This window comes from Marinilabilia sp. (assembly GCF_016278715.1).
Taxonomy (GTDB): domain Bacteria; phylum Bacteroidota; class Bacteroidia; order Bacteroidales; family Marinilabiliaceae; genus Marinilabilia.
Map to the genome: position 1 here is coordinate 1 of NZ_JADQBH010000303.1, position 22,354 is coordinate 22,354.

Consider the following 22,354-nt stretch of genomic DNA (forward strand, 5'->3'; position numbering starts at 1 on the left):
ACCCAAAAAACAAAGCAACCAAACTAAACAATACGGCCTCACTCACAAATTGTCCGGCCAAATGAAATCGCCTGGCACCAAACAGCCTTCTCACACCTGCTTCCCTGGCACGTTCCAGTGCCCTGGCTGTCGTAAGGTTCATAAAGTTAAAGGCCGTGACCAATAATATAAAAAACGCCACACCAAGAAAAATAAAAACATAAGCCTTGTTGGTCGTTTTCCCTATCTCAAAATCCTGGTTCGAGAACAGGTAAACATGGTCCAATCGCTGAAAACTAAATTCCAGATTGGTTTTACGTTCACCGGAGAATATGGCCATATCCTCCTCCTCCATCTCGGACCGAATATCCCCGGCAAAAGATTCCTCCAAAGAATGAGTATCTAAACCAGGAACCATTTTTACATATGTATAACTGACCAATGAAAACCAGCTCTCAATCATTCTGGAATAACTATCTCCGTAATAATCTCTTAGTTGCTGTTCCATTACTGAAAAGGGCAGGATAAAGTCGTACTGCAAATGACTATTTTGAGGAACATCCTCAAAAACACCCTTCACTTTATATTTCCGGCCCTTGTTGATACGGATCTCCTCATCCAGCGGATTTCTGTCTCCAAAAAGGCGCGATGCAGCAGAACGGGAAATAACCACACAAGAAGAATCTGAGAGACACCCACGGGGGCTGCCAAGCAAAAAAGTTTTTGAAAAAACGTCAAAAAAAGAAGAATCCGCATAAAGAATTTCTGATTCAAAAGAAGTACCATATTCACTATAAACGGGAACCTCAGCTCCATCTACAACTCGGGTAACCGACTCCACCTGGGGATATTGTTGCAATCTGGATGCCAACACCATGGGCGAAAGGGCGGCATTGACCTTTTCATTTTCCATATTCCCGGTAGTAATTACACGGTATATGTCCTGATAACGATCATAATGCTTGTCGAACGAAAACTGATAAAAAACATACTCCAGCACAAAAATACTCATTGCGATGCCTACCGAAAGCCCCATAAGGGTAAGCAAAGAAAACCCACGATGTAAAAAAAGTGTACGAAGTGATATTTTTATATAGTTCAAAATCCTCATAATTCTTCTTGTAATGCAATCCCACTAAAACAAAAGCCTTCTTTATTTAATCCCTGTTAGAAGCCGATGAAACCACATGTCCATCGAAAAGTTGAATAACCCTTTGTCCATGGCGTGCTTCATCCTTCGAATGCGTGGCCATAACAATGGTTTGACCCTCTTCGTTCAGTTGTCTCAACAACTCCATGAATTCCTCCCTTTCCCCCGAACTCAGTCGACCTGTTGGCTCATCGGCCAATAAAAAATCCGGAGAACAACTCAAAGCCCTGGCAAGAGCCACCTTCTGCTGAACAAAGTCTCCAAAGTTTCCCGGATATTGCTTTCTCAAATGAGTTAAACGAAACCGGTCGAGCAGTGCTTCAACTGTCTTTTTTCTTTCTTTTCGACTAGTAGAGACATACAATAAAGGCAATTCAATATTCTCATATATAGTGAGTTCTTCAATCAGATGAATCTGCTCAAAAATAAAAGCAATGTGATCTCTGCGAATGCGATTGCGCCGACGTTCGGAAATCCCGGACACCTCCTCTCCCCGAAAGAATATTTCTCCGGACGATGGCACCTCCACCAGGCCCAACAACCCAAGCAAAGTAGTTTTTCCACTTCCGGAAGGCCCTGTGATTACAACATACTCTCCCTCTTCAATATCAATATTGATATTCCGGAGAACATATTTTTCATTATTTCCCCGACGAAAAAACTTTTGCAGATTTCTGGTATGAATCATAAAACTTAAATATGTTCGATAATGGACACTATGTGTTCACTCGCGTACACTCCTGAGTTTTCTCTTTCAGTGCTGCGTCTTCACCTAAATAGCTCACATACAGTTAATCAATCAAATTAAACAATGAAACCTGAATGACCATTATAGCCTCACAGAATCATGAAATAATGTTGAGTACAAGTTTCATTCGGTCAAGGATTTAAAAAAGGTTGGTTTAAATTAATCTCAATCTTGTCATTGAAATTCAAATCACAAACCAGACCAAAAACATCAAAGTGCTGAAATAATGGCATTTAACCTTAACACCCTATATAATTTCCTGCCAGATCAAGAAAAAATTGTTCGAAATCGAACAATTTTCTTCAAAAATGCTCATTTTTTTAATACATTTGAAAACCTGACTCCCAAACCAACATAGCTCGTTAGAAAACCTTAACACAGAGACGCAAGAACCCAAAGTTTTTATAATCAAAGAATTAACAAATTGCAAACGCTCAACGAGGTATAAAAATAATTCATTGGCGTCCGGTTAAAAGATTGAGATTGCTTCACTGCGCTCGCTATGACAGGGCATTGCAGGACCTTGGGGGTTGGAGGGGAATGATTTTCAGCAAGGTCGGAAATCAACCCCAATATAAAAAACCAATTTAACACAGAATAAAACTCCGGTTATGGCACAAAAAACAGGAAAAATACTTGCAGTGGATGACAATACAGATATTCTGTTTGCCTTGAAACTGTTGCTTCGTCCTCATGTGGAACAAATCACTACGGAAACCAATCCGGAAAACATTCCTGCCCACATGAAGGAAACAGATTTTGATGTGGTTTTACTCGACATGAACTTCACACAGGATGCCATCAGTGGTAGGGAGGGTTTTCGCTGGCTGGAAAAAGTTCTTGAAATAGACCCACAAGCCGTTGTGCTATTTATTACCGCTTACGGAGATGTTGAGAAGTCTGTTCAGGCCATAAAATCGGGGGCTACCGACTTCATCATTAAGCCCTGGCAAAACGAAAAGCTTTTGGCCACCATCTCATCTGCCATAAAGCTTAATCGCTCCAAACGCGAAGCAAGCGATTTAAAAGAAAAGCAAAAGGAGATTAACACCATCATGGATCAGCCTTTTGCCGATTTTATTGGAGTATCGCCCGGAATGCAACAGGTTTTTAAAACCATCCAAAAAGTGGCAGGCACCGATGCGAATGTCCTGATTCTTGGCGAGAACGGGACAGGCAAGGAATTGGTGGCCCGGGCATTGCACCGACATTCGCTTCGCAAAGAAGAACCATTTGTAAGTGTTGATTTGGGAGCCCTGAGCGAAAGTCTTTTCGAAAGCGAACTCTTTGGCCACGTAAAAGGTGCATTTACCGATGCTAAAACCGATCGCCCGGGCCGTTTTGAACTGGCTTCGGGAGGCACCATCTTCCTAGATGAAATAGGAAACCTGTCGGTTCCCATGCAGGCCAAATTACTCACCGTTCTTGAACGCAGAGAGGTTACCCGTGTGGGAGCCAACAAACCAAAGCAAATTGACATCCGGCTCATCAGTGCCACCAACATGGCATTGAAGCAAATGGCTGCTGAAGATAAGTTCCGGCAGGATTTAATCTACAGAATCAATACCGTTGAAATTGAGATACCCCCCCTGAGAGAACGCCCTGAGGACATTCCCTTACTTGCAGACCATTTCCTGAAAATTTATGCCCGAAAATACAACAAAAAGGTCAATAAACTTTCCGCCCAGGTCATTAAAAAATTCAACTCCTATCCCTGGCCAGGTAACGTGCGCGAATTTCAACATGTTCTGGAAAGAGCAGTCATTATGAGCGATTCGCAAAATCTGGATGAAAACAGCTTCCACCTGTCGGCACACGGAAGTTCAGGCGATGCCTTTGATTTTGACAGTTACAACCTGGAAGATATAGAACAAACAGTAATTGAGAAAGTCATGCGGATGCACAGTGGAAACATTTCCAAAGCCGCTTCCGATTTGGGCCTGACAAGAACTTCTCTTTATCGCAGAATGGAAAAATATGGGCTTTAATTCATTTCGTACCAATTTCATCATCCGAAGTCTGTTGCTGACAGCTTCCATTTTCGGACTCAGTTATCTTTGGTACAATACAGAACTGACCATGACCCTTATTCTTGCGGGGCTGCTGGTATTGTTTCAGATTGTAGCCATGATTTTTTATGTTGATCGAACCAACCGGGTACTCAATAATTTTCTGGAGTCCATCAGGTACTCCGACTTCACCCGGACATTTCAGATAGAAAGCACAGATTCTTCATTTGATAAATTAAAAAAGTCCTTCAACGAGGTCATTGAAGATTTCCAGGCTGTCCGCGCCGAAAAAGAAGAGAATTTTTTCTACCTGCAAACGGTTATCCAACATATTGGCATCGCCCTGATTGCTTTTCAAAAAGATGGCACCGTTGAACTCATCAACAACGCCACAAAAAAACTGTTCCAGGTTCGGGCATTGCACAACATTCAGGGACTTAAAGAATTCAGCCCGGAAATTGTACAGAAACTGCTGACCATCAAGCATGGAGAAAACGATCTGATTCGTGTAAGGAAGAAAGACGACTTGCTGCAACTGGCCATTTATGCTACCGAGTTTCGAATACACAGCAGAACCATATTACTGGTTTCCATTAAAAACATTCAACAGGAACTGGATGAAAAGGAGATGGAATCGTGGCAAAAACTGATTCGGGTGCTGACCCATGAAATCATGAATTCCATCACACCTATTTCGTCACTTTCATCCACGGTCAAACTGCTCATCCATGAAATTACGACATCTTTGGAGACCCAAAATGTTAACAAGGACGACACAGAATCGTTGAAAGAGGTGGAACAGGCACTGCAAACCATACACAAACGCACAGACGGACTTTTACACTTTGTGAATACTTATCGAAATCTGACAAAGATCCCAACGCCCACTTTTTCTATTTTTAAAGTGTCTCATCTTTTGGCAAACATCCGGGAACTTCACGAAAGGGAAATCAAAGAAAAAGGGATTACATGCAATGTTATTACCGAGCCGCAATCGCTGGAATTATCGGCTGACGAACACCTCATCGAACAAGTGCTGATAAATCTGGTAAAAAATGCAATTCATGCGTTGGAAGAGACAGAAAACCCACAACTCGAAATTAAAGCTTTTCTAAATCGTCGGGGACGAATAACCATACAGGTAACTGACAACGGCAAAGGAATTTTACCCGATGTGCTGGACAAAATTTTTATTCCGTTTTTTACTACCAAACCTCAGGGATCAGGTATCGGGCTCAGTTTATCCCGCCAGATAATGCGCCTTCACGGGGGAAGTATCAATGCCTATTCCGAACCGGAAAAGGAGACGAAATTTTCGCTGACGTTTTAATAAATGGTGAGTTTAGTGTTTTGATTTTGGGGTTCTTGAGTTTCCGGAGTTCATGCTTCATGCTTCTTTCATACCAAAACCTATAAAAAGTGTCGCCACTGCCGTGGCTGTTTCATGATAATAATGGATTACGGAAATTTTGGGCTTAAGATTATATTCGGTTGTGTATTTTTAGAGATTGCTATAGCTATATTTCCTTGTATTTTCCTGATGAATAAGAGGTTCTTCTGTGGTAATTGGAATTCACCACACAAAAGTTTTAGCCCCCGGAAGCGGGCTGAAGTATGGTAGTAATAGAGTCTGATCTTTCGGAAAAAAGCAACCTCTGTGGTAGCAAAAAATTTTGTTGGAATTCTAACTTTGATTGAAAAACAGTTCCGGAAGCAAAAAAGCTACTTCCTCATCAATTCAAAAGCTCATTCCTTAGTGCCTCAATAACTTTTTCCCCGCTGCTTAATTTCGTGCAAACGATTAAACATCACCGCCAGATGGGCATAAAGAGAAGTGTTCTGAACCACCACATCATCAGGCGTTTTGATACGCACAGGAGTAAAATTCCAAATTGCACGGATACCTCCCTCAACCATTAGATTGGCTACTTGCTGGGCACTTTCAGTGGGAACTGTAAGAATTCCAATCTCCACACCTTCTTCCCGCATCAGTTTAAAATCATCGATGTGATGAATTGGAACATCCAGTATTTCGCGCCCGACCACTGCTGGGTCGATATCAAAGGCCTTAACTACATTGAGACCATACTGTTTCAAGCCATGGTCGTGAAGAAGCGCGCGCCCCAGACTTCCGGCACCAAACAAGAACGCCTGGTCAACAACACGAAACCCGAGGAAATCTTCCAATGCATCAATAAGGGGCTCCACTTCGTACCCAACACGGGTTTTTCCGGAAATTCCGGTATAAGCCAGATCCTTGGTCACCTGAGTCGGATCTACCCCCATGTCACCCGCAATATTAGTCGAGGAGATATAACGGTCACCCTGCTTGGACGCAATTTTCAGGTAAGCCAGATAACAAGGCATACGTCTTAGCGCCGGCTCAGGTACCGGGAAGCTCTTCTTTTTGCTGTTTCCTTCCTCCATGATATTTTTCGATGAGTGAGATTCGTTCTTAATACAAAATTAATGAAGTTTTTTATTGCTGAAAGAAATCATTAATAAAAAACACCCGACCACTACAAACAAAAAAAGGACCCCAAAAAGGTCCTTCTGATTAGGTGGGCGATAAAGGATTCGAACCTTTGACCCCTTGGGTGTAAACCAAGTGCTCTGAACCAACTGAGCTAATCGCCCTTTTGAGAAAAATCGTGGTCGTGGTGGGCGATAAAGGATTCGAACCTTTGACCCCTTGGGTGTAAACCAAGTGCTCTGAACCAACTGAGCTAATCGCCCGTGTTTTTTCTCAAAAGCGATGCAAATATAGAAGAGTTTTTCTCAACCACCAAACAAAAAAATTATTTTTCCAGTACTTCCGCCACAACAAACGTGCTCCCACCGATGAAAATCAAATCATTATCGGATGCATTTTTTTTTGCAGCCTCCACTGCCGTTTTTACATTCTCATAAACCTGTCCCTGCAATCCGAGTTTTTCAGCCGCACGGGCAAGCAATTCCGGCTCCATGGCACGCGGGATTGTTGCTTTGGTAAAATAATAACGGGCATTTTCGGGCAATAACCGTAACACACCTTCCAAATCCTTGTCATTAACCATCCCCCACACAATATGCACATTTTCTTTTTCGGTACTTCTCAACTGCTCCATCACCCGGTCAATACCATCTGCATTATGACCTGTATCACAAACCATCAAAGGATTGTCGGATATTTTCTGCCAACGCCCCATCAGACCGGTATTTTTCACGACATTTTGAATTCCGGAAAGAATAGCCTTTTCCGATATTTCATACCACGCTCTGCTCAACAGGTTCAAAGAAGCAACAACAGTAACAAGATTTTCCTGCTGATAACGCCCCATCAGAGGCAAACTATAAACTCCTCCCCCGATCTTTGCTTCAACATCAACTTCCTGGCAATCCTCCTTCTCCACAACTCTATTCACACTGACCATATCGGATGCAAAAAACAGAGGAGCCCTCTCCTTTCCTGCTTTATGGCGGAACACAGACGCTGTTTGTTCCTGATAACGCCCCAAAACAACCGGAACTCCGGTTTTAATTATTCCGGCCTTCTCTCCTGCGATGGCCTCCAAGGTATCCCCCAAAAACATTGTATGATCCAATCCTATATTGGTGATCACCGACAAGTCGGGGGTTATAATATTGGTTGAATCAAGACGCCCGCCCAAACCAACCTCAATAATGGCCACATCTACTCCTTTGTGCGAGAAATAATCAAAAGCCATGGCCACCGTCATTTCAAAAAAGGAAGGTGCAACACGCTCTATAACGCCCCGATGTTGTTCCACAAAGAGAATCACCTCCTCCTCAGAAATCATATTACCATTTATCTTTATCCTCTCTCTGAAATCAAGTAAATGAGGTGAAGTGTACAATCCTGTACGGTACCCGGCACTTTGCAATACCGATGCAAGCATGTGGGAGACACTCCCTTTACCATTAGTTCCGGCAACATGAATGGTTCGGAATTTCCGGTGGGGATGCCCAAAATACTTATCCAGAGTCAACGTATTGGCCAGATCGGATTTATAGGCCGCCTTGCCGGTACGCTGATACATGGGCAACTGCTCAAAAAGATAATTTAAAGTTTCCTGATAGTTCATCAATACCTAATTTTTTTCTAGAATCTACAACCCACCGGAAGAAAGTAGATGACTGAATTAACCCGTCAGTATTCAACAACAAGTTTTTATCAGGTTAGTCTCAGATTCTGATAACATCAGCGCAAAAATCGCAATATTTCTGAATAGAAAGAAGATTATTGTAACAATTAACAAGAAGTAACAAAAAAAGTCTGCCGGCATAAAACCGACAGACCCTTTGTCTAATAAAACCACTATTGACTTTAAGTTCTAGTCTTTAAAATAATTCACACCCAGCACATCCAGACGTCGCTTGTGAACATCTAACCTCTGAAGAAAATCATTATAGTTTTTCTTTTCCACAGGAGTCCAAACAATTTCAGACAAAGCCACGGCTCTCGGGAAAGCCATATATTCCGCATGCCCGGGAGTTTTAATATATTCTGACCAGAGATTGCCCTGAGCGCCAATTATGAACTTAGCTTCCTCAGACGTTAACGTGTCCGGCACAGGATGGTAGGAATAAACTTTCTCGAGAGGCAAAAAATGCCCGATAGCCAAAGGCTCTCCTTCAGGATCTGTCTGGTAATAATCGAAATACAAATGAGATACAGGTGTCATTACCACGTTATGCCCCATTTTTGCAGCCTGAATTCCTCCTTTCTCACCCTGCCAGGACATCACTGTTGCTCCCGGAGCCAGCCCGTCTTCCATAATCTCATCCCAACCGATGATACTTCGGCCATGCCGGCCCAGAAACGCCTCAATCCTGTGTACAAAATAGCTTTGAAGCTCCTGTTCATTTTTTAAGCTTTCGTCAGCTATCCTGGCCTGACAAAATTCACACTCTTCCCAACGGATTTTGGGACATTCATCTCCTCCAATATGAATATAACGGCTTGGAAAAAGTTCCATTAATTCGAGCAGGACATCCTCCAGAAATTGGAAAGTTTCCTCTTTACCGGCACAGAACACCTCAGGGAAGACCCCCCATCGGGTTACGGTTTTATAAGGTCCGCCAGTGCAGCCCAGATGAGGATATGCGGCCAATGCAGCCTGCGCATGCCCCGGCATTTCTATTTCCGGAATCACTGTCACGAAGCGTTCTTCGGCATATTTTACAACTTCTTTTACCTCCTCCTGTGTATAATAGCCACCATAAGGTTCTCCATCATAGACAAAAGGCTCTTCCAGACCATGCCCTACAAGCGTTTCTTCGCGTTGACTGGCCACTTCCTGCAACATCGGATATTTCTTTATTTCCAGGCGCCATCCCTGATCATCAGTCAAGTGCCAATGAAATACATTCATCTTATGAAGGGCAAGCAGATCGATATATTTTTTAATAAAACTTACAGGGAAGAAATGACGACTCACATCCAGGTGTAACCCTCTGTACGGAAAAGCCGGTTCATCAAATATTTCCACTGCCGGAACTTTCCATTCCATATCCGGAAACAAAACTTCCGATTCAATCTCAGGGGGTAACAACTGCCGTAACGTTTGCACCCCGTAAAAAAGTCCTGTAACTCCGGAAGCTGAAACTCGTATTTCAGAATCCGAAACGATTAAAGAATAACAACCGGGAGCTCCTGTAATTGCAGGATCCAGCTCCAGGAAAATTGTATTTTCCTCAGCATGATCCTTCACAAAAACTTCAAAGCTATAGCCGGTAGCAGGACTTAACAATTGGGACAGATAGTTGGCCACTCCCTTCTGCTCCTCTTCATCCTCTCTCACAACAATCCTCGTGTTCCTATTTAACTGAAACGCCCCTTCAAAAGACTTCATTTTGACCGGTTTGGGAATCACAGCCAGCTCTCTGGAAGCTTCTTCCTCTTTACCACATCCTGTCAATGATGCAACAATCAACATCCAAATTGACACCATAAAAGCTATCTTTCTCATTGGTTTAAAATTTAATTATAAAGGTCTAATAAAACGCGTCCCGAACATTCGGAACTCGAATCATTTAAAATATTTCAATCGCCTGACAAACATCCGCTTAAGGTCTAAGAGCGAAAAAAACCGCTTCGCTCCTGCATAATTAAATTATTCGAACCTTCTTTTGTTACGGACCGGGTTATATTACCCTTAACCAGAATCTATTAAAAAGGCATTTCCGGAATAATATAACCGGAAATGCCTCACAAACAGTACTTCATATTATCCATGAGAAAATACTACTCCAAATCCACATCCCACCAAAGTGGGGTTGCTCCATTATCAGGACCGTCAAGAAGTGCTTCTATATTGGAATAAAAAGGATTCAAATCTCTTTCCGAAGGAGGAAAGTTCAACCGTCGCACAAAGTGTTCTGAAGGAATTACTCCCCCACTGTGATTAACGATAACAGGGAAAATCTTGGGATATCCGGTTCTTCTCACCTCAGTCCAACCTTCAACTCCTTCAGGGAATATGGCCAACCATTTTTGAATACTTATCTTTTGTTGCTTAATCTCATCCGATGCTTCTTCCACCCATCTTGGAGAGACATTGTTTAAATATTCATTACCTGCTTCGACACTGTTTTCCGGATGGATGGGATCGACGTAAGGTGCAGCCACATTATCCTGACTAAGATAATCACCTGCAGACACGCCCCACTGGGCCATTGATGTCTCAACGCCCTTGACATAAAAATCACCGGCCGTGCCCCCAACATTCCATCCTCTCAGGGCACCTTCAGCCAACAGGAAATAAACTTCGGCAGAAGTCATCAATATGGCGGGTGATTCAGTGGAAATGTTCAATTGAGAATGTTCCACATAAGTCCCCTTATCTTCTATTTCAATTCCCTGACGGATGCCTTTAAACTCATATCCCTGGCTGATTAAATCCTCATCGATAGCGGGCTTGAAATAAGCAGGCAAACGGGGATCGTTGTACCCTTTCATTATTGATTCGATAGGAGCCCCCATCAACACATCATTCCAGGAACTACTCAGAACAGCCAAAGGATGTGTATATCCTTTTCCGCTTACAGCAGCAACACCGTCCAGCATCAGTCCATATGGAGCATTCACAGCAGCCTCTGCTTCCTGACGGGCCTTCTCCGGGGATACATTGGCAATATGAATAGCCAGCCTCAGGCGTAATGAGTTGGCGAATTGAATCCATCTTTGGTAATCGCCTCCAAAAAATTGATCAAAGTTCTGAAAAGGAGTGGCGCCGGGGTTATCCTGAATAAAAGTTTCCAGATTAGTCACAGCATCACTCAAATCATTAAAAAAGGCATTGTAAGCTTCTTCCTGAGAATCATAAGTGGTACCTGTTTGAGACTTTCCATACTCGGTATAAATGATTGGCCCGTATAGATTGGAAATTCGATGCATAGCGGTAACTTTTAACACCTTAGCAACGGCGCCAAAATGAGCATATTCATCCACCGCCTTTTTTTCCACTTCCAGAGCAGCAGTCATAAAATGAGCATAAGTGTATTCCCATGCGGCAAAATTCCAGCCATCAACCAGAGAATATGTCAGGTTATTCACATTGGCATTAAAGGGCGTAGGAGACATCATATACCCCGAGTAAATATCAGCATTCAGGTTTTGGGCAATTTGGTAAGTCCAGTCTTTGCCATCTCCCCAGTTGTAGTTCATGTATATCATTTGCTGCATTTGAGGGAAATAGGCTCCGATCATATTGTAATCACCTTCCAGTTGTTCCTCTGTAATTCCTGCCGGATTGGTATTCAATTCATCAAAATGGTCAGTACATTTCAGAAACAAAAGGGGAACAATTGTCAACAACAGAATTGTTTTAAAAATATATTTTTTCATAATCACCATCTCTTAAAAGGTTAATTTTACATTCAAACCATAGCTTCGTGTACCCGGCATTCCGAATACATCCACTCCCTGAAGGTTATTACCAACAGACAACTGCGCTTCAGGATCGTAAGGGGCATCTTTGTAAATAAAAAACAGATTGCGTCCAATCAGAGATACCTTTGCATTTTTCACAAAAGAGTCTGTGCCAAAAACTTCTTCACCAAGGGAATATCCCAGAATAACTTCTCTCAACCTTACATTTGTGGCATCATAAACATAATATTCAGAAATACCATTTCGACCTCCTACCCGGTTGTAAAATTCTCTGACATTATTGATTTTCCGGCCTTCCAGCTCCACATATCCGCGATCGCGGGCCTCTGCGGTTTCCTGGGTTACACCAAACTGATCAAGATCAGCCTGAGTTAAGGAAATTGCATCTCCACCGAATCTTCCATCAATCAGGAATTGAAAATTAAAATTCTTTACAGTAATGCTGTTGTTCCATCCCAGAGAGAAATCGGGAGATGCATTGGCTATCTTAATAAATTCCTCCTGACGTGTTGGTAAATCATTCTCGTCGTAAATAATTTCGCCGGATTCGTTTCTGGCAAATGCCACACCATAAATATCACCGAAAGAACCACCCTCCACCAGTTTCATCCAGTAAGAATTGGAAGTCTGATCTCCGAAGCGAAATTCCTTCAAATCAGGATGCAACTCTTTCACTGTGTTTTTATTAGTTGCAAAATTGATGGTACTTTTCCAGAACAAATCATTCTCAGCCAAAGGAGTAATTCCAACAACCGCTTCAAAACCCTCATTTTGAATATTTCCGGCATTCACATAATAGGATGAGAAACCGGAACCGGCAGGAGCAGGAAGTGTAAAGAGTTGGTTCTCGGTATTGGTCTTATAGTAAGTAAGGTCAAGAGATAGCTTATTGGCAAACATCCGCCACTCAGTTCCCAGCTCCACAGATTTGGAAAGTTCGGGCTTCAGATTATCAAAGGGTGCTTCAGAATTAAAGATAAGATTTCCTCCTGCCGCCAAAGAATTAGTCGGATTACTGATATAAACAGGTATATCGTTACCCACACTACTCCAGGATCCCCTGACTTTACCAAAGTCAATAAAGCCGGGCATATTCATCATATCCGAAAGCACTGCCGTTAACCCTACAGAAGGATAAAAGAAACCCGAATTTTCACTATCGGTGTTTGCAAGAGCTGAAGACCAGTCATTTCGTCCGGTCACATCCAAAAACAAAAGGTCTTTAAAACCAACCTGTGCGGTTCCGAAAACAGACTGCATTTGGCGATGAAGATCCATCTCCTCAATATATCCAATATCCATATTGGCAACTGTAAACACATTGGGAAGGTGCAAATTATTGGGTCTGGAATCCAGCCGTTCACTTCGCACTTTTGTATCATTCACACTGGCTCCCAATGATGCGTTAAGCGAAATATCCCCAAAAACATTGTTATAGTTCAGCAAAAAATCTCCATAATTCAGTATCTCTTCACGATTCATAACGATGTACCTCCCATTGCTACCGGCAAGAGCTGTATGTGTAGATGCATAAATTCTCTTATTGTACCGGTCGTTGGTGTAATCCACATTTCCTCTGAGTTGAACATTCAGATTACTGTTAATGTCCAGCCTGGCAGTCAATGAAGATAAAACCCTGTTTCTCCGATCCTTGCTGGGCATACGATTATTAATCCAGTAAGGATTTTGCTCCATTGCCTCTAATTCCTTGTGCCAATTCTGAACATTCAGGTTTCGATCAATGGAATAGACTTCAAAATCTTCCTTATAAGGTTGCATATCCATGCCTCTGGGGAATCGATATAAGCCAACCAAAGGATTTAGATAATAACCACCGGCCACAGGCTTATTGGTTATTGACTGGTTTAACAGGTTTACATTGGCATCAAGAGATAACTTATCATTAAAAAACTTTCCTGATTCTCTGAAGTTCAGGTTATGTTTTTTAAGTTTATTCCCATCAATAATTCCTTTTGCTGAAGTATTGGCATAAGAAAAATAGGTCTGCATTTTTTCGCTGCCCGAAGAAAGAGACATACTATTAATGGTTGTCACCCCTGTTTTAAAAAAATCATCCACATAGTCGGCTGAACCATTGATCTTATCACCCCAGCTGAAACCACCGGAGCTGTGACCGTACTTATCCTGAAATTCAGGAAGGGAAACAGCAGACTCCACTGTGGTATTGGAACTAACATTCACGGTAGTTCTTCCGGCCAGTCCTTTTTTGGTAGTAATAACAATGACCCCGTTGGCCGCCTGTGTACCATAAAGTGCAGCAGCTGAAGCACCTTTAAGAATATTAATACTCTTGATATCCTCGGGGTTGAGGTTCGAAATACCATCTCCACTATCCCGGCCGCCGGCATCATTAGTACCTCCTATAGATGTACTGGGTTGTTCCGAAACGCTGTTCAACATTGGCATACCATCAATTACATAAAGTGGCTGGTTGTTACCTCCGGCAGAACGGTTACCACGAATCAGCATCTTGGAAGAGCCACCCAGACCGGAACTGCTTTTGGTAATAACGACCCCGGCACTTTTTCCTGTCAACGAATTTACCAGGTTGACATCCTTAGCATCCGTAAGTTCGTCTCCGCTCATGGATTGAGTGGAATAGGTCAGCCCCTTGCTTCGTTTCTCAATTCCCAAAGCAGTAACAACAACCTCCTGAACATTGATGACTGAAGGTTCAAGATCAACATTGATATTTTCCTGGCCGTTAACAGGCACCTCCGTGGTTTTAAATCCAATAAAAGAAAAAACCAAAGTAGCATCCTCCGGAAGCATAATCTGATAATTTCCATCAACATCCGTAATTGTGCCGTTCATCGTTCCCTTTTGTACCACAGAAACACCGGGAATAGGTTCTCCTCCCGTAGAAGATTCAGCAACTGTCCCCTGGACAGTAATCTGCTGAGCTGCAACCTCTCCCACAATAAATGTAAGAAATAGAAGAATCAGCATTTGTTTAAAAAAATTCGTTTTTTTCATAGATTAAGAATTTTTAGTTCAACAAAATTATTTGGTAAAAACTGTGTAATAGAAGAGGGCCAGCATTAGCAAAATCCCAATGATTAAACCTCCGCGTATTTTCTTGTAGAGTTTCATTTTTTTTTCTTCGTCTTCAGACTGTATCATCTTTTTAATGATTCGTTTTCGATTTTAGTTTAAACAAATGTATTTGGAACCGACCATCTCCCACACTCTGCCTGTCCCTAAAAATGAGCCATTTGATGCAACAATAACACTGATGTTGCAAAAGATTCTCCATGTTGCATTTTGGGAAATTTTGATGTCTCATAAAACCGCCACTAAAAAGGAGACATAATTACCTGCAGATAAAAAGAATTGCAATAAAGAGGTGATAAGAAGTAAACAAGCTGAAAACCTGAGAGCAAATAGCCCAAGGACAACGCCCTGGACTTAGGGGTATCCCCCACCTCCTCTCACATTATTGGGCGCGAGGTGACCAATAATGTGAGAAGGTAGCATTTATTCCAACTTTTTTTTGGGGGTAGCCCCAGGCTATTGCTTAAAGACCCACGGCCATTTAAAAACACAACCAAACTTTGTAAGAAATGAACTAGTGTAATTAGGAAAAAGAGAAAAGACTCGCTCCTGGGAAGACTGAATAATTCATAAACCAGATCATTGATTTCCGGTTAATATATTTTTGGTGTACGTTTGAAAAATTGAGATTGCTTTACCGAATGCTCGGGATTCGCCATGACAGGTCTTTGCAGGAGATTAAGTGTTAGGGGATGATTTTCTGCAAAGCGGAAAATCATCCCCTAACAACCCTGTTAAAATCTTTAATACAAAATCATTGGGAACAGGGCGAAGCAAACTTTTTTTCAAAATAATAGTTTTCCCGGACATTAGTGATTTTTTTAAGTATAAACCACCCAGTTATGAGAAATTGTGAATCTCTGTTCGTTTGGACTTTCTATACAAAGAAGGAGAAAGAGAAAACTCCTGTCGGAATATCTTAATAAAATGAGACACATTACCAAATCCCACCTTAAAGGCTATTTCGGATACCTGCAGGTCTGTATCCGAAAGCAACAAAGCTGCTTCTTTCAACCGGAAAGACCGAATAAACTCAGTGGTGCTTTTACCCACAATAGCCTTCAACTTTCTGTGAAGATTGCTTCGACTCATACATACAGCATCACACAGGGCCTCAACGGAAAAATATTCATTGTCAAGGTTGGCTTTAATAACAAACACCACTTTCTTCAGAAATTGCTCCTCAATTAAGTCTATTTTCTTATCAACAGAATTGTTCTCATACAAATAGGACGAGAGGTATTCTTTCATTTTTTCACGATTAAGAATAAGCCCTCTCACATAGGCCTTCAACAACTCCATATCAAAAGGCTTGGACAAGTATAAGTCAGCTCCGTACTCCAACCCTTCAATCTTATCACTCGACTCTCCCCTCGCCGACAACAAAATAACCGGGATATGACTCAAATTATCGTTGGTTTTAATTTTCCTGCACAATTCAATGCCATCCATATTCGGCATGATGACATCACTTAATACCAAATCGGCTTGATGAAGAGCAAGCCAATCAAGTGCCTGAGTACCATCCTTCACCCCTGACACCCGATATAAACTACTAAGTTCATCAGTTAAAAAGGCCAAAACTTCCTGATTGTCCTCTACTACAAGAATATGTTTTTCCCCGGAAACACTCTTCTGTTCCGGATTTTTATCAGATTTCTTTACTTCCGATCCATTAGAGGTGAAAAACCCCTGAACCGTTGAATTAAAAACAACTGGAGAAACATACTCATGCTCATATCTGGAAGCGACAGGAAAGACTTTAAAAAAGATTTCAAAAGTGGTACCTTTTCCTTCTCTACTGGTAACTTTAATGTCTCCATTGTGAAGGTCCACTAATTGTTTTACCAGTGCAAGACCTATTCCGGTTCCCTGTTGATAATTATTTACGGCCTTTCCAAACTGCTCATATCGATTAAATAATCTATCCAAATTCTCCTTTGATATTCCTGTCCCATCATCTACAACTTTAAAACCTACCTTTAATGGACGGTTATCAACAATAGAAGAAGACATTTTTGCTCCAACCACCTTGTCACCTGAATTCTGACCGGCATCAGCTTCTTCCAGTAAAGTAAAAGTCACGTGCCCACCCTTTTCACAATACTTCAAGGCATTAGACAACAAATTGTTAATAATCTTTCCAACTACATTTTTATCAAACTTCAACCAGGAGTATGACAAGTGACCATTAAATTTCAAAATTATCTGTTTCTCCTGGGCCAATCCCTTAAACTGACCAACGGTCTGTCCACAAAATTTAGAGAAATTCTCCTCCGAAAAATTAAGTTGTAAATGACCTGATTCAATTTTACTTACTTCCAGAATCTGATCAATTAACTGAGTAAGATAACCGGCATTGTGTGCTACACCCGATAATGACTCAGTTATCTCCTGTGAAAGGCCGCCTTGGCTGAGAATCTTCCTTACAGGAAGTAAAATCAATGTTAAAGGGGTGCGAAATTCATGAGAGATATTCGTGAAAAATTGCGAACGCATTTCACTCAATTCTTCCATCCTCAGCCGTTCTTTTTTCTCAAAAGAAAGATTCTTCTTCATCTCAATAAGGAAGATGGAATATTTCATATAAGCAAAGACCAGAATTCCAAAAACTCCGAGAAATCCGAAGAATGCAAAACGCGTTTTATACCAGGGAGGTAAAATCTCAATATTAAGCGTTGCCGGTTCGTCACTCCAAACCCCACTGTTATTCATCCCCCTTACCTGAAGAGTGTATGCTCCCGGTGGAAGTTTGTTAAACCTGGCCCAACGCTCCTCCGAGGGGATACTCCAATCTTCAGAAAGCCCTAACAGACGGTAAGAATACCTGGTCTTTTCAGGCATAAAAAAGTTCAAGCCGGAAAAAAACAAGGCAAAAGAATTATTCTCTGCTGTCAACTCAATACTATTTGCATATTGAATAGTATTCTCAAGGATATTAGATACATCATCCGGAAAAATCTCCTGATTATCGACAAAAAGGTTTTCAAAGATTACTTTTGGGGGCCGATCATTTAACAATAGGTTTGTCGGCTTAAAACAGTTGAGGCCTTTGGGACTTCCTGTCATTATATAACCATTCTTTAACAACATTGCAACCTGCATTACACTGCTATTAAGACCATCCCGCGCATCAAGCATTAACAACTCCCCATCTGCTACACGATAACGATTCAACCCATTATAGGTTGCAATCCAATAATCTTGCTGACAGTCCTGAAAAACATCATAAACTTTATCGTGACTCAGCCCCTTTGCCGTATTAAAAATGGTCAGACTATCATTTTCCCCTACTTTGACGACCCCTCCGCCATTCGTAGACAACCAGGTAGAGCCATCTTTACTGTGATATATATCTGTAACCGTATTTCTGCCAACGCCACTATTATTAAGTGAATCATACAGAAATACTGAGAAATCGTTAAGGTCTTCAGAAATTCTAACGACACCGTTGCTGGTCCCTACCCACAAACGCTGTTTTTTATCTTTTGCAAGACTCAGAATATAGGGATTCAGACAAGAATCAAGTTCGGCATTAATAGTGTTTAGAGATGAAACAACGCCCGTTTGCTTATTAATTCTGAAAAGACCTCTTCCCAGGGTCCCTGCCCATATTTGATGTTTCCCGGCCCCTTCAATTGACCAAACATGACTGGCATTGTCAAAACTTTCTTTTTGAGTCAAATGGAAAGTTTGAAAACTATCATGTTCTTTGCCCGGGGTAAAAACGCTTATTCCGTTTCCATAGGTCCCCAACCATATATCCCCTTCCGAATCCTCATATACTCTCCTTACAACATCTATATATTTAAGCTTCGTATGATTATTGAAATTCTCAAACCGCTCAATTACTCTCCCATCCATTTCCATCATGAACAAACCACCTCCGTCTGTACCAACCCAAATACGGCCCCTGGTGTCCTGAAAAACATCTATGACATTCTCATTCAGAGCAGAATGATCAACTCCTCCGTCCTCACCCGTCAACAAAAACTGATTGAACAAGGGATTATACTTAAACAACCCTTTCCCGACTGTTCCAACCCAGGTAATTCCGGATTCCTCCAGATATAATGCTCTTACACCTTCATTTTCGAAAAGATTAAATTTGTTGGAATATTTTTTTCCCCCGGAAGGCTTTAAAGAAGTTTCATCCAACTCTAGAACACCAGCTCCATCCGTCGCAATCAGAAACTGCCCGTCCAAATCCTTCTCTATGTCCAAAACAATGGTTACAGGCTGACTTGAGGTATCAAACAAAGGTATATTCTCATAGCGTTTGGACTTAATATTGAAATGATACAACCCCATATTATTGGTTCCCAATAATAATTTGTCCGGCCCTGCCTGCTCAATGCAATTAATTTCCATTCCAGGAAAGGGATACAACTCAATACTATCGGCCAATTCATTGTATCTCCCTATTCCATTGCCATATGTCCCTACAAACACTGAATCTTCTGACAAAACGTATCCACAATAAATCTGAGACTTCAATCTCGTTTCGGATGACATATTCTTTACCACAGGCCTAAGCAACTCCATTTCATAGGAATACCAGCACAAGCCGCCTCCCATCATTCCTACATAAAACCCATCCTTTCCCCCGGTAAAAATAGTCCCGATATGCTTAGCAGGATTTGATGACTGCTCAAAGAAAACCTCTTCAAAAAGATCTCTCTTGTCATCATAAAAACAGAGTCCATCTTTTGTTCCAACCCATAAAGTTCCATTATTATCCAGAAAAAGAGAAGTAATAAAATTATTAGGTAAGGAGTTTGGCTTTCCTGAATTATGGTAATATGGAACGGCTTCATACCCGTTGTATCGATTTAATCCATAGTAGGTTCCTATCCAAACATAGCCGGAACTATCTTTGATTATCTCCGAAACAGATCCGTTACTCAAAGCATCCTCTGCATCAATTACTTCATACCGGACATCAGTGGGGACCTGTTTTTTACCACTGACAACCTGAGCAATCGAGATAATAAAAAAGAACAGAATTATTTGGGAATTCATGATTCACGGGCTAATTTGAAGTGATTGTTAATTTACAAATATAAAAACAAAAATCACTTAAATCAGCTTCACCCCCGATCATGAATGATGATTAAAACCAATTACCTGTGTGTCAATTATTAAATTGGTTTACTTAGTATTTTATGTGTTCTATTTTCCCCAGACAGGGTTTATAAAGCGTAGCTGTAGCAACGGTTAAAAACCCCAGCGAAGCAGAAAGATAAAAAGCGCTTGAAACTAGTTACGGAATTTAGTAATTGTCACACTAGTGTTGCCTTCGCGAAATAGTGCTTCAAATATTTTGCTTTCATTTTTTCTATTTGCAAGGCACAATTTGGAAGCATAGCCAAAGCTACGGTGATAAATTTTAACGATGCAAAAGGGAAAAGAGAATGTAAAATATGAAATATCATTTTCCCCTCGCACTACCAGCCAACATTCATCCTTGAAATCATAAAACAGAAGCCAGATAAAATACCAACGGAAGAGTGAGTAAACTCAGCAAAGTAGTCAGAAAAACATTCTCTGCCGCACGGTCATCTGCTGCCCCGTAAGCTTTGGCCATAATCACAATCATACTCATACAGGGCATAGCTGTTTCGAGCACAATGATGGTTTTTGCCATCTGCCCCAACTCTACACCCAGATAACTAACTGCCAGACTAATAACAACCAAAAGAATTACCGGAATTAAAATCAGCTTGTTGAGACTCAACAAATAAATATCAGGTCTTTTCATGGCCCCCCTAATACTGGTTCGGGCTAATGTAGAACCTATATACAATAACGCCAGCGGACTGGTAGCTTTTCCGATGCTACTCAACGGAATGTGTACCATCTCGGGAAGTTTTAACTGAATTAAAAACATAACAATCCCCACAACAAACGCTACCGTATTGGGGTTCAGAAGATTTCGAAAACGCTCACGAAAAGAAACATCCACCTGCCCTTTGAGCCGAAACACCGCATAAGTCCATTGCATAAAACTGGACACCATATAATAAATTGTTGCATACAGCAAAGCTTCTTCATCAGGATACAAAGCAGCAACCAGGGGAAAACCCAGAAAAACAATGTTTCCAAACATGGTGTGCAACTCATGCACCACACCCACTCGTGTAGGAAGCCTCAGAATCCTTACGGAAAGTTTCCCAATAACATACATTATCGCCACCGACACAACAGAGAAAAAAGCAGCCCATCCTCCATTAACCAATACTTCGTGCGACATCTCCATGCGCGATACAGTGGTAACAATCAATAAGGGCAGAGTTATGTTGAACACTAACCGGGATATGGAAAATCTAAGGTCTTCATTGATCACTCTCAGCCAGCTACCAATAGCTCCGACCAACACGATGATTCCGGCAATAATGATTTGTTCCGTGATGATTTGGGTTTGCATTTTTTTTGTTTTAAGCTGGCAAAAATAAGGAAAAGAAAAAACTAATACTGAAAATGGAATGTTTTGCAAATTTTAATTTTTACCTTTAATTGTTAAAATATCAACTTGCATTCTCCAAAACCCAACCACTATCGCCTTAACCCAATGGAAGAACACAAAAAGTTACAAAAACTACTCGAACTTATCATACTCCTCTCCAATGAATTAAAATACACCAAAGAGGATATAATGAACAGATTCGACCTATCCGCACGAAGTTTCGACCGATACATAAAAACACTCCGGGATGCCGGATTTATTATATCATACCCAAAAAACGGCTACTATTGGATTGACAAAGATTCTGAGTATTTTAAAGAGCTTAGCGAACTGCTTCACTTTTCCCGTGAAGAGGCTTTTATTCTTTACAATGCCATCCATTCCATCAGTAACGAAAACGTACTGAAGCAAAACCTGATTCGAAAGTTATACAGTCTATATCAATCTGAAAATATTGCCAGTACTATTGTTAATCAGCAACAATCAACAGTTATACATGATCTAACCAAGGCTATAAGAACAGGTTACAAAGTGATTTTACACGGGTACAGTTCCGCAAACAGCAGTGAACAAAAAGACCGGTTGGTAGAACCCTTCAGCTTTACCACCAATTATGTATCTACCTGGGCTTACGACCTGAATGCCGGATGTTGCAAGACTTTCAAAAATACCCGCATTTCTTCTGTACAAATTCTCAACCAACCCTGGGAGCATGAAGCTTTGCACTCAGAGGGATTAATGGACGTTTTCCGAATCAGTACCGACCAACAAATCCCGGTAAAATTAAAACTGTCCCTGCGGGCCTGCGAACTAATGAAAGAAGAATATCCTCTGGCCGAAAACTACATTACTCCAACTGAGGATAACAGCTTTTTATTCGAAGCCCCTGTTTGCAGTTTTGATGGCGTTGGTCGCTTTACAATTGGCCTTTGTCACGAAATCGAAATTCTTGAACCACCTGAACTAAAAACGTTCATTACAAAAAGAATGAAAAAGTTTTTAGCTCGCCAGTAGTTGGCGAAAGAGGATTGTA

Annotated in this window: 12 protein-coding genes and 2 tRNA genes; 3 read left to right on the forward strand and 11 right to left on the reverse strand. The window is 41.3% G+C overall.

Annotated elements, in window-relative coordinates; translation table 11 throughout:
* On the reverse strand, positions 1 to 1,090 hold a 1,090-nt coding region (locus QZZ43_RS18340), incomplete at its 3' end, for an ABC transporter permease (protein ID WP_291862292.1).
* Positions 1,091 to 1,136: 46 nt separating this feature from the next.
* Positions 1,137 to 1,817 carry an ABC transporter ATP-binding protein gene (locus QZZ43_RS18345; protein WP_291862293.1) on the reverse strand — a complete coding sequence of 227 codons (681 nt, stop codon included), beginning with the start codon at positions 1,815 to 1,817 and terminating at the stop codon, positions 1,137 to 1,139.
* Positions 1,818 to 2,488: 671 nt separating this feature from the next.
* On the opposite strand from QZZ43_RS18345, the gene QZZ43_RS18350 reads away from it, so the two are divergent.
* Positions 2,489 to 3,865, forward strand: coding sequence for a sigma-54 dependent transcriptional regulator (locus QZZ43_RS18350; protein WP_291862295.1), 1,377 nt, complete (start codon positions 2,489 to 2,491; stop codon positions 3,863 to 3,865).
* On the forward strand, positions 3,855 to 5,216 hold the full coding sequence (locus QZZ43_RS18355) for an ATP-binding protein (RefSeq protein ID WP_291862297.1): 1,362 nt from the start codon (positions 3,855 to 3,857) through the stop codon (positions 5,214 to 5,216). The genes QZZ43_RS18350 and QZZ43_RS18355 overlap by 11 nt, the downstream gene beginning before the upstream one ends.
* A 431-nt stretch (positions 5,217 to 5,647) precedes the next feature.
* Here QZZ43_RS18355 and QZZ43_RS18360 read toward each other — a convergent pair whose 3' ends face one another.
* The 9 genes from QZZ43_RS18360 to QZZ43_RS18400 form a co-directional block, all read right to left on the reverse strand.
* The gene (locus QZZ43_RS18360) at positions 5,648 to 6,313 is read right to left on the reverse strand and encodes a redox-sensing transcriptional repressor Rex (protein WP_291862299.1); all 666 of its coding nucleotides are present in this window, start codon (positions 6,311 to 6,313) and stop codon (positions 5,648 to 5,650) included.
* Positions 6,314 to 6,448: 135 nt separating this feature from the next.
* Positions 6,449 to 6,523 (reverse strand) — tRNA-Val (locus QZZ43_RS18365).
* Between the two features lie 21 nt (positions 6,524 to 6,544).
* Positions 6,545 to 6,622 (reverse strand) — tRNA-Val (locus tag QZZ43_RS18370).
* A gap of 62 nt (positions 6,623 to 6,684) precedes the next feature.
* Complete coding sequence (locus QZZ43_RS18375; protein ID WP_291862301.1) at positions 6,685 to 7,971, reverse strand: folylpolyglutamate synthase/dihydrofolate synthase family protein; 1,287 nt, start codon at positions 7,969 to 7,971, stop codon at positions 6,685 to 6,687.
* Positions 7,972 to 8,220: 249 nt separating this feature from the next.
* Positions 8,221 to 9,858, reverse strand: coding sequence for a beta-N-acetylhexosaminidase (locus QZZ43_RS18380; RefSeq protein WP_291862303.1), 1,638 nt, complete (start codon positions 9,856 to 9,858; stop codon positions 8,221 to 8,223).
* A 275-nt stretch (positions 9,859 to 10,133) separates the two neighbouring features.
* Positions 10,134 to 11,735, reverse strand: coding sequence for a RagB/SusD family nutrient uptake outer membrane protein (locus QZZ43_RS18385; protein WP_291862305.1), 1,602 nt, complete (start codon positions 11,733 to 11,735; stop codon positions 10,134 to 10,136).
* Between the two features lie 12 nt (positions 11,736 to 11,747).
* Positions 11,748 to 14,777: a SusC/RagA family TonB-linked outer membrane protein gene (locus tag QZZ43_RS18390; RefSeq protein WP_291862307.1), complete on the reverse strand. Its 3,030-nt coding sequence runs from the start codon at positions 14,775 to 14,777 to the stop codon at positions 11,748 to 11,750.
* Positions 14,778 to 15,695: 918 nt separating this feature from the next.
* Positions 15,696 to 19,877, reverse strand: a complete 4,182-nt coding sequence (locus QZZ43_RS18395) for a hybrid sensor histidine kinase/response regulator transcription factor (RefSeq protein ID WP_291862309.1) — start codon at positions 19,875 to 19,877, stop codon at positions 15,696 to 15,698.
* 451 nt (positions 19,878 to 20,328) lie between these two features.
* Positions 20,329 to 21,282, reverse strand: a complete 954-nt coding sequence (locus tag QZZ43_RS18400) for an AEC family transporter (RefSeq protein WP_291862311.1) — start codon at positions 21,280 to 21,282, stop codon at positions 20,329 to 20,331.
* Between the two features lie 144 nt (positions 21,283 to 21,426).
* On the opposite strand from QZZ43_RS18400, the gene QZZ43_RS18405 reads away from it, so the two are divergent.
* Entirely contained in the window at positions 21,427 to 22,335 is a 909-nt protein-coding gene (locus QZZ43_RS18405) for a YafY family protein (protein ID WP_291862313.1), read from the forward strand.
* Positions 22,336 to 22,354: the final 19 nt, after the last annotated feature.